Annotated in this window: 3 protein-coding genes; 1 reads left to right on the top strand and 2 read right to left on the bottom strand. The window is 63.5% G+C overall.

Annotation, left to right across the window (positions count from 1 at the left end; genetic code table 11):
• Positions 1-395: 395 nt before the first annotated feature.
• A complete protein-coding gene (locus VEK15_18470) occupies positions 396-1,325 on the bottom strand; it encodes a sigma 54-interacting transcriptional regulator (GenBank protein HXV62691.1) in 930 nt (309 codons plus the stop codon).
• Positions 1,326-1,412: 87 nt separating this feature from the next.
• Here VEK15_18470 and VEK15_18465 point away from each other — a divergent pair, with 87 nt between their 5' ends.
• Positions 1,413-2,783: a pyridoxal-phosphate dependent enzyme gene (locus VEK15_18465; protein HXV62690.1), complete on the top strand. Its 1,371-nt coding sequence runs from the start codon at positions 1,413-1,415 to the stop codon at positions 2,781-2,783.
• A gap of 37 nt (positions 2,784-2,820) precedes the next feature.
• Here VEK15_18465 and VEK15_18460 read toward each other — a convergent pair.
• Positions 2,821-3,294, bottom strand: a 474-nt coding sequence (locus VEK15_18460) for a hypothetical protein (GenBank protein ID HXV62689.1), incomplete at its 5' end; no start/stop codon positions are given.

The following is a 3,294-nucleotide window of genomic DNA, read 5'->3' as shown; positions in this document are numbered from 1 at the left end:
GGACTCTCCCCCACGGCGATGGCGTCGATTCGACCGCCCGTGACTGCCGGGCCGATGGCCCGAAACGACAGGTCCTCGAACGGGGCAACGCCGAGCAGAATTGCGAGAATCACCGTGGGCATCGCTCAAGCCCTGCTTTCTGATGGCGAGAGAAAAAAGAAAAAACGATCTTGACGCCGTCGCATTTTTCGCATATGTTCTGCCCACACAGCCAAAAGGCGATCTAAGGCGGCCACGGCTGGCAGCACCGTCCTTGTGTGGTGGGGACGGAGTTCGAGGGGGGAGCCTCGCGCCAGGATCTCCTTTCTTGTGTTGGGAATGCTCGTCCCCACCGCGCCAAGGTCGACTCGCACCAAAGTCCCTTAACCTATCGCGAACGATATACGTATGGCAACTCAGCGGCTTGCGGCCATGAGCCCATATCGTCTCAACTTGCGATAGAGGCTCTGCCGGGAAAGCCCGAGGGCACGAGCGGCTCGGGTTCGATTTCCGCCGGTGCGGGCCAGTGCGTTTTCGAGAAAGTGCTTCTCGAAGTCGGCCGACTCGGATCTCAGGCTCCGAGGTGACGCCGCGCCCAGGTGTCGGGAAAGATGACGACCCTCGATGGTCCTCTCGCCCGCGGCCCGGAGCAATGCTTGGGTCATCTCGTTCTCGAGCTCCCGCACGTTCCCCGGCCATGGGAAATTTTGAAGCCGCTCTTCGGCCTCGCGCGAGACCGAGGGCACGGGCAAGCCGAATCGCTGCGCGGCCCGCGCCACGGCCTCGCGGGCCAAGGGAACGATGTCGTCCGGTCGCTCGCGGAGCGGCGGAATCTGGATGCGGGCCACCTTCAGCCGGAAGAACAGATCCTGCCGAAAACGGCCGACGGCGACTTGCTCGTCCAGGTCCTTGTGCGTCGCCGCGACGAGCCTGAAGTCCGAGCGTCTCAGGACGTTCTCCCCGAGCCTCCGATATTCGCGCTCCTGGAGAACCCGCAACAGGATGGTCTGCGCGCGGGCCGAGAGCTCCGCGACCTCGTCCAGAAAGAGCGTGCCGCCGTCCGCCTCCTCGAACAAGCCTCTCCGACCCTGCTGAGCGCCGGTGAAAGCCCCGCGCGCGTGCCCGAAGAGCTCCGTTTCCAGCAGCCCATCAGGAAGGGCGGCGGCATTCAGGGCACAAAAAGCGCGCCGGGCCCGCGGGCTTCCGCGGTGAAGCGCGCGCGCCACGAGCTCCTTGCCGGTGCCGCTCTCCCCTCCTATCAAGACCGTCACTTCCCCGAAGGGTGCGTAGGTCTCCACTAGCTCCAGAACCTCCCTCATTGCCGCGCTGACTGCGATGATACGCATCGGCTCCTCCCGTGCCCTCGTATCCGTAAGACGAGAAGTGGCGGCCGAACCCTCCTTACGGCCCGGGAACACGATAAGATGACGCCGATGAAGCTCGGACCCACGCTCGCCGAGATGACGAAGCCGTGGACCATCGAGCCGTCGGTGCGTGCCGAAGCGCTTGCGGTGAAGCGCATCGACCCTCTCGCGCCCGCGAACCTCTACAACATCACCTGGTACGACGCCGACGACCGGATTTGTCACTTCGTCGTGCCCCCGGAGCTGACCGGGGTAGACGCGCCCATCGTCGTCCTCTATGCGAAAGAATTCCCCACCGGAAGTCACAAGGTGGGCGCCGCTTACGCGGTCCTTGCCGAGCTCATCGTCGAGGGTGTCGTGTCGCCCGACCGCCATACCCTCGTCTGGCCGAGTACGGGTAACTACGGTGTTGGCGGTGCCTGGGTGGGCGGGAGGATGGGATGCCGGAGCGTCGTCGTCCTGCCCGAAGGCATGAGCGACGAGCGCTTCGAGCTCATCGAGAGCCTGGGCGCCGAAGTGGTGAGAACTCCGGGCACGGAGTCCAACGTCAAGGAAATCTACGACAAGACCCACGAGCTGGCAGCCGATCCATCCGTCAGAGTCCTGAATCAGTTCGAGGTCATGGGAAACTACCGCTTTCACTACGCCGTCACCGGGAACACCGTCATCGAGCTCGCCAAACGGCTGGAAGAGCAACGGATCGGCAACGCACGCATCGCGGCATTCGTCTCGGCCATGGGCAGCGCCGGAACGATCTCCGCCGGCGACCGCCTCAAGCAGGCGTGGCCCGATCTCAGGATCGTCGGCCTCGAGCCGATTCAGTGTCCGACGCTTTTCAACAACGGCCACGGCGCCCACGAGATCCAAGGCATCGGGGACAAGCACGTGACCTGGATCCACAACGTCTCCAATATGGACGCGCTCATGTGCGTCGACGACATGGACTGCGTCCGAGGATTGCAGCTCCTCACCGACGAGATCGGCGGGCGCGTTCTGCAAGATCGGCTCGGAATCTCACATGAGGCGACGGCGATGCTCGCGTCGATCTTCGGTATCAGCGGTGTCTGTAATCTGCTCGGCGCCATCAAGACCGCGAGATATTTTCGACTGGACAAGAAGGATGTGATCGTCACCGTGTGCACCGACGACATCGGACGTTATCGCAGCGTCATGACGTCGCTCACCAGGAAAGAAGGCGAGATGGACGAGTCGGTGGCGCTGGCGCGGCTCGAAAGCATCTTTCACGGCGCGGGTCTCGACTGGATCCAGGAGGGAACGGTTCCCAACCGTGACCGATGGCACAACCTCAAGTACTACACGTGGGTCGAGCAGCAAGGGAAGACCGTCGAAGAGCTCGACCCTCAGCGCGACCCCGAATGGTGGCTCTCCCATCAGGCCAAGATTCCCGAGCTCGACGAAGCCATCAAAGCTCGACGTTAGCTCGGGCCCCTCATCTAAACCGGTTCTACCGTAAGCCTTACTTCACCCCGAGCAGGCGCGGAAGGTCATCAGTCAGCGCCTCATCCGCTTCCGGCTGAGAAGCCCCGAACGCGATCACGGCGAGCTTTCCCCATTGGGCGAGCGGACCGACGTTGTAGAGAACGAAGCGCGGATCGCTTTCGATCGCTCGAAGGACGTCGCGGAATGGAGCGCCCACGAGCCCGGGATGAGCGACGTCCTGGGCCCGATAGGGCGGACGCGGTCGTCCCACGAGCCGGTCCACCAGCGACATCGGAATGCTCGTCCCGCCCCAGCGTCCGTTGCATTCGGTGAAGCGGATTTGCTCGCCATCGACCACCAGGAAGTCGAAGGAGCACCGCCCCACGTAGCCGAGATTCTGGAGCGCTTCGGCACATCGTAGCGACGCGCCCGTGAGCCTTCGATTCAGCGTCTTAGCGAGCGTGGAGGGACGGCTTCCCACGAAGATCTTCTCCTCGCCCTCGAGGATCTG

It is taken from the genome of Vicinamibacteria bacterium (assembly GCA_035620555.1).
Taxonomy (GTDB): domain Bacteria; phylum Acidobacteriota; class Vicinamibacteria; order Marinacidobacterales; family SMYC01; genus DASPGQ01.
This window is presented reverse-complemented; position numbering and strand designations above follow the sequence as displayed.

Coding starts and splice junctions, on each gene's coding strand:
- VEK15_18470 (HXV62691.1), bottom strand. CDS start 1,325: ATGCGTATCATCGCAGTCAGCGCGGCAATGAGGGAGGTTCTGGAGCTA.
- VEK15_18465 (HXV62690.1), top strand. CDS start 1,413: ATGAAGCTCGGACCCACGCTCGCCGAGATGACGAAGCCGTGGACCATC.